This window comes from Longimonas sp. (assembly GCF_046498435.1).
Lineage (GTDB): Bacteria > Bacteroidota > Rhodothermia > Rhodothermales > Salinibacteraceae > Longimonas.
Genome location: NZ_JAWOAR010000074.1, coordinates 1 through 5,627 on the forward strand (window position 1 = coordinate 1; position 5,627 = coordinate 5,627).

The window sequence follows — 5,627 nt, forward strand, 5'->3', positions numbered from 1 at the left end:
CTTCAGATAACTGTTCCAGTCAGATTTAATTCCTGTGCTCTCATACCACCTGTGGCGGATCTCGCTTTCACCGGGGAACCTGGCCCAGATCACCGTTCCGAAATGATCCCCCAGGTAACGGTTCCAGCCACCTCCCAGGATGGCACTGAATCCATCTTCCCGGTATTGAAGCCCCCCCACAAAACCATAAAAATCATTGTCCAGCCACTTCCTGCGGATCAGGTCCGTTTCCCTGACCGTATCCTCCCCGATAACCACATTATCAAGGAGGTAATCAGCAAGGGATTGATCCTCCCTGTACTCCTCGTAATACCCTGCTCCCCCGGTATAATGAAGGGCCGTATTCAGATACAGTCTTTCGTTCAGCATCCTGGAGAAATGCAGGTGGTAATGGGTCTGCCTGTAGTGGTCGATCTGGTTATCGTAATAGGCCGGATTCCCATCCTCATCGGTGTAGGCACCCAGCCCGTTGTAAGTCCGGTTCGTCTCCAGAAGATCGGAAGGAACGCCGTTCCACGCCTGGTAGAGTTCTTCCAGACCGGAAAAAGTGATGAACTTGACCAGGGTCCTGGAATCATAATAGCCCGCTGAAGCATAATAGGAACGAAGATCGGTCCACGACCGGTCAATGTAACCGTCAGAATAAAGATCGGAAAGCCGGATGTCCACCGCAAAGTGATCCCCGATCAATCCTGTCCCTGCTGAAACGGCATTTCTGACCGTATGGAATGAACCCAGGGTACCTTCGTAAATTGCATAGGGTTCCTTCATCAGTTCCCGGGTCTGGAAATTGATGCTGGCGCCAAAGGCAGCCGCCCCGTTTGTGGAGGTCCCCACCCCGCGCTGGATCTGGATGTTGTCCACCGAAGTGGCAATGTCGGGCAGATCCACCCAGAAGACCGAATGGGATTCAGCATCGTTCAGGGGGATCCCGTTGATGGTCACATTGATCCGGTTTCACATTCAGCACATTGAGGCGCAGTGCCACCGCGCTGACGCCTCGCCCTCGCAGCTCCGTCGTCTCATTATGAGCACGCCCTACACGAGCGCGTCCCACCCGGCTCGCTCATAGCCTGTTGCTCGCTCCTCTCGCAGGTCCGCTCTGCCATGCATGTGCTGGTTCTTCCGTCGTGGTTTCCTACAGCTTTAGCTCCGGCGAAAGGGAGCTATTTCTACCGGCACTTGCATGCGCTCCAGCACGCGGGGCATCGCGTGGGGGTCGTCTATCCCGAACACCACAGCCTGCGCCAGCTCTCGGGACGGGCGCTGCGGGCCCACTTCTTCCAGACGCGGTGGCATCTTGAATACGACCTACCCGTGTTGCGCCGGCATGGTTGGAACGTGCTCTCGCAAGCACCCGGCAGCTACACTGCACTCATCCGGTCTGCCGTGCGTCTGGGCGAACGCTACGCTGCCACGTATGGACGCCCCGATGTCATTCATGCGCTTAGTGCACAATGGGCCGGCGGGGCCGCCGCCCAGCTGGCCCGCCGCTGGAACCGCCCCATGGCACTCACGGAACATTTTAGCGGATTCGTGAAGGATACGCTTGTCTCCGAGCAACGCCGCTGGGCTCACGCGGCATTCGAGCAGGCCGATGCCGTAGCCGCTGTCAGCCCGGCCCTGCGCACCGCGCTGCACACCCAAAGCTGGTGCCCTGCCGCTCGGATATGCCTCCTGCCGAATCCCGTCGACTTCTCATTTTTTACGCCGCCGGAGACACGCCCTGAGCCGCCCCCCGTCGTGTGGGCGAGTGTAGGACGCCTCGTCCCCGCCAAAGGAACCGATCGGCTACTGCAAGCGCTGGCCGGGGTGGTGGATGCAGGAGCCAAGGTGCACCTGCATGTGGTGGGCAACGGCCCCGAGCGTGCGGCCCTTTGCACACTGGCCAAACGACTCGGCGTGCAAGACCAGGTTACCTTTCATGGCCACCTCTCGCGTCCGGACGTGCGCAACGTGCTACAACAGGCCCATGGCTACGTGCTGGCCAGCCACTACGAAACGTTTGGGATTCCTGTGGTTGAAGCCCTGGCCTGTGGATGCGCCGTACTCGCAACCCGCTGCGGCGGCCCCGAGTACATACTTTCTGATGTGCAGGGCCAAATGGTGCCTCCACACTCAACGGCAGCACTGCGGCACGCATTGCTTCGCATGACCCGTGCGCTTCAGCAGGGCCAGCCCCTTGGCCCCACTCGGGTCGACCGAAAGCGGTTGCACAACCGGTTCAGTTACGATACCTTTGTAACGTGTACCGTCGATCTGTATCAAAATGCTAAGCGGCACTGGGCCTCATTATGACACTGCGCCCGGTCAGAAGTTGATAGCCTGCTGCTGTACGGACTCTCCTCGCGTCATCCTTCGTGTCTCATGCCTGTGTCTTTGCTTCGCCTCCGTCCGTTGTTTGTTGGATTGTGGCTGGTTGGTGTTCTGTGCTCAGCGGATGTCTACGCCCAAAACGGGCTCGACTACGATGCCTCCTGGTACGTTGACGACGCGCCATACGTAAAAATCGATGTGGTCGAAGATGGAGTGTACCGCATATCCGGAAGCGACATTGCCGATGCGCTCCCCAGTGGCACCTCACTGTCCAGCATCGACCCGGCCACGCTTCAACTCTTCGAGCGCGGGCAGGAAGTCCCCATCGACGTGTCCGCAACCGGTTCGCTCACGGACAGCGATGCAATTGTGTTCGTAGGCACGCGCAACCGCGGCACCGACGAAACCTGGGCATACAACGAAGAGACAGCGTGGCAGAGCAGCACCCATCGTAGCCTCTACACCGACACGACCACGTACTGGCTCACGTGGAATCAAACCGACAGCGGCCTCCGCTATACCGAGTCGGATGCCGAAGCGGTATCGCCTACCACTACCCTGCGCGACACCGCCTGGGCCGAACGCGACACCCGCTACTACTTTGGCCGTCCCAATGAGAACGGCAGCCCGCTCTACACCGAATCGGAAGGCTACTACTGGCACCGCTTTTCGCATAACAACACCGGAACACGCACGTTCACACATACGCTTTCGGTTGATCGCCGCGATGAGGACGCCAATACGCCCCTTGACCTGCGCCTGCGCTTCGATACCGAAACGAATTCGTGCCACCGCGTCGAGGTGGAGGCCCGCCTTTCCGATGGCGGCAGTGCTTCCTTCGAGTCGCTGGGTACGGAATCATGGCAAGGGCTGTCGCGCCGCACGTTCGAAGCCGATGTGGATCCTGATCGCATCCCCAACGATGGCTTAGACCTGCGCATCACCTCGTACAACGACGGATTCGACAGCGGATGCCCGCCCCCAGCCAGCACGCCCAACTATGTGCTGCTCGACTGGATTTCTGCCGACTACACCCGCACGCTGCGCGCCCGCTCGGAAGACTGGCAGCGCCTGGTGCTTCCCAATTCTGGGTCGTACACGCTCCCCCTAACCGATCACACCGGCACACCGGTTGTGTACAGCCCCAACACCGGTCAAAAGGCAACAGCCAATGCCGATGACGAGGTGTCGGTCAACAACGCGGAGGCAGAGGCCGCCTACTGGGCCGTGGGCGAATCCGGCTATAAAACGCCCACGCAGCTCCGCCCGCACACTGGCACCGACTGGACCGACCCGAACGCGCATGCTGCCGATTACGTGCTGGTTGTACCGCCTGCGCTCGAAGAGAGTGGCGAGGCCATGGCCGAATACCGGAGCGTGCAGGGCGGATATGATGTGGCCGTTGTGCCACTCCACGACATCTTTGACGCCTTTGACTACGGACGTCCCAGCCCGGTGGCTCTGCGCCGCTTTGCCCACCACACGCGCGATTGGAGCACCGCTCCGCAGTTCTTGAGCCTCTGGGGGGATGCGCAACATCCCATCTACACCAACAACATTGAGAACCGCACCCCCGACTGGAGCATTCCGTCGTTTGGCTACTCCCCTTCCGATGGCTGGTTTGCCATGCAACAAAACGGGGCAGGCGACTGGAGCGAGTTTATGGCGGTGGGGCGCATTCCAGTACGCACCAATGCGCAAGCGGAGCTCTTCCTCGAAAAAATTGAAACCTACGAGACCGCTCCGCTCGACCTGTGGCAGCAACGCATGATGCTCCTGGCCGGCGGCACCACCTCATCTGAGCAGCAGTCGCTTCAGTTCTACTCGGACCGCTGGGGCGAGTGGGCCACCGGCACCGAAGACTCGCTTTACGTAGCAGGAATGGACACGACGCGCTACTACAAGCGCGTTGACGATGCGCTCGACAGTTCGCTGCAAGATTCGCTGGCCACCAGCCTTCAACGCGGCGCAGGCTGGCTCAACTACTTCGGCCACTCCGCCGCCCAAACCTGGGAGATCGTGACCGATCCCCCCGAAGAGTTCGACAACGCCGGGCGCCTCCCCGTGGTCGTATCGCTGGGCTGCCGCACCGGCTCGTTTGCGGGGGGGCGCTTCGAGGTGGCCAGTGCCCCCTCGTTGGGTGAACAGCTTGTTGTAGGCTCGCTGCGTGATGATGGTACCCCCATAAGTGGCTCCGAGAACGGGGGCATTGCCCACTGGGGCACCTCGGCGCTGGGTAATCGCATTCCCTCAGCCCGCCTCAACGACGAACTGGTTGACCGCGTTTTTCGGGATACGATGCGCGTGCTTGGATCCGCCATTCAAGATGCCAAAGCCGATGTTGCCGACCGCTTCGGAAGTAGCAATACGTACCGGCGCCACCTGCTGCAGTACAGCCTCCTGGGCGACCCGGCCACCGAAATCGCCATTGCCGGGAAGCCCGACTTCCACCTCACCTCCGATGCCATTCGCATCAGTCCATCATCCCCCACGCCCGATGATGAGCTTACCGTAGAGCTGCGCCTGCGCAACCGGGGAATCGTAGCCCACGACAGCGTAACCGTGATCCTGGATTGGACGCGCCCCGATGGCACGACCACGACCCGCGAACGGCGCGTGCCTCGCTTTGCCGTGGAGCGCCCCGAATCATTTACATTCGATCTGGACGGGGCAAGCATCGGCACCAACACCTTTCGTGCCTCCATTGACCCCGAAGGCACCTACGACGAGGAGGTCGAAGCCAACAACACAGCCACCCGCGAGCAGGTCGTGTTCGATACCAACGTCGCACTCATCTCTCCCATCGATCAGCACACAGTAGACACGCGATGGACAGGTTATTTCCTGGTCATCATCAGGAAAGAATGGATTTAGAGGCTCAAAGAAAAATACTCCGTATGCTGCGCAAGTGGCTGCAGAAGACTGTGCGAAAGTAGCTTACGATCTTGGGTTGAGAAAAGTTAAAGTATTTGTAAAAGGGCCAGGAGCCGGACGAGAATCGGCTATACGTACAATACATAATGCTGGTATTGAAGTTACCGAAATAGTTGACGTAACGCCACTACCACATAATGGTTGCCGCCCGCCTTCAAGAAGACGAGTATAATTGGTATAAAAATTAATTGAGGTAGAATAAAAGATTAATATTAAGATTCATGGCTAGATATATCGGACCAAAATCAAAAATAGCGAGGAAGTTAGGCGAACCAATTTTTGGGCCTGACAAATTTTTTCCTGGTTTTTTAGTTTTCCCTGGTGCTTTTGTTTTGTCAGGTGCTTTTGTTGGTGCATTGTTATTCATAATGTTTATT

General features: G+C 58.6%; 2 protein-coding genes and 3 pseudogenes. 4 read left to right on the forward strand and 1 reads right to left on the reverse strand.

The window, feature by feature from the left end:
- Positions 1–945, reverse strand: a pseudogene (locus R6U20_RS03245) (TonB-dependent receptor); the annotation flags it as partial.
- 162 nt (positions 946–1,107) lie between these two features.
- On the opposite strand from R6U20_RS03245, the gene R6U20_RS03250 reads away from it, so the two are divergent.
- The 4 genes and pseudogenes from R6U20_RS03250 to R6U20_RS03265 all read left to right on the forward strand — a co-directional run.
- Positions 1,108–2,298 (forward strand): glycosyltransferase, encoded by a 1,191-nt coding sequence (locus R6U20_RS03250; protein WP_410336436.1) that lies wholly within the window; start codon positions 1,108–1,110, stop codon positions 2,296–2,298.
- A 69-nt stretch (positions 2,299–2,367) separates the two neighbouring features.
- The gene (locus tag R6U20_RS03255; RefSeq protein ID WP_410336437.1) at positions 2,368–5,190 is read left to right on the forward strand and encodes a C25 family cysteine peptidase; all 2,823 of its coding nucleotides are present in this window, start codon (positions 2,368–2,370) and stop codon (positions 5,188–5,190) included.
- A pseudogene (gene rpsK / locus R6U20_RS03260) lies at positions 5,144–5,422 on the forward strand (30S ribosomal protein S11); the annotation flags it as partial. The gene R6U20_RS03255 and the pseudogene rpsK, both read left to right, overlap by 47 nt.
- Before the next feature lie 49 nt (positions 5,423–5,471).
- Positions 5,472–5,543 (forward strand): annotated as a pseudogene (locus tag R6U20_RS03265) (30S ribosomal protein S4); the annotation flags it as partial.
- Between the last annotated feature and the right edge of the window lie 84 nt (positions 5,544–5,627).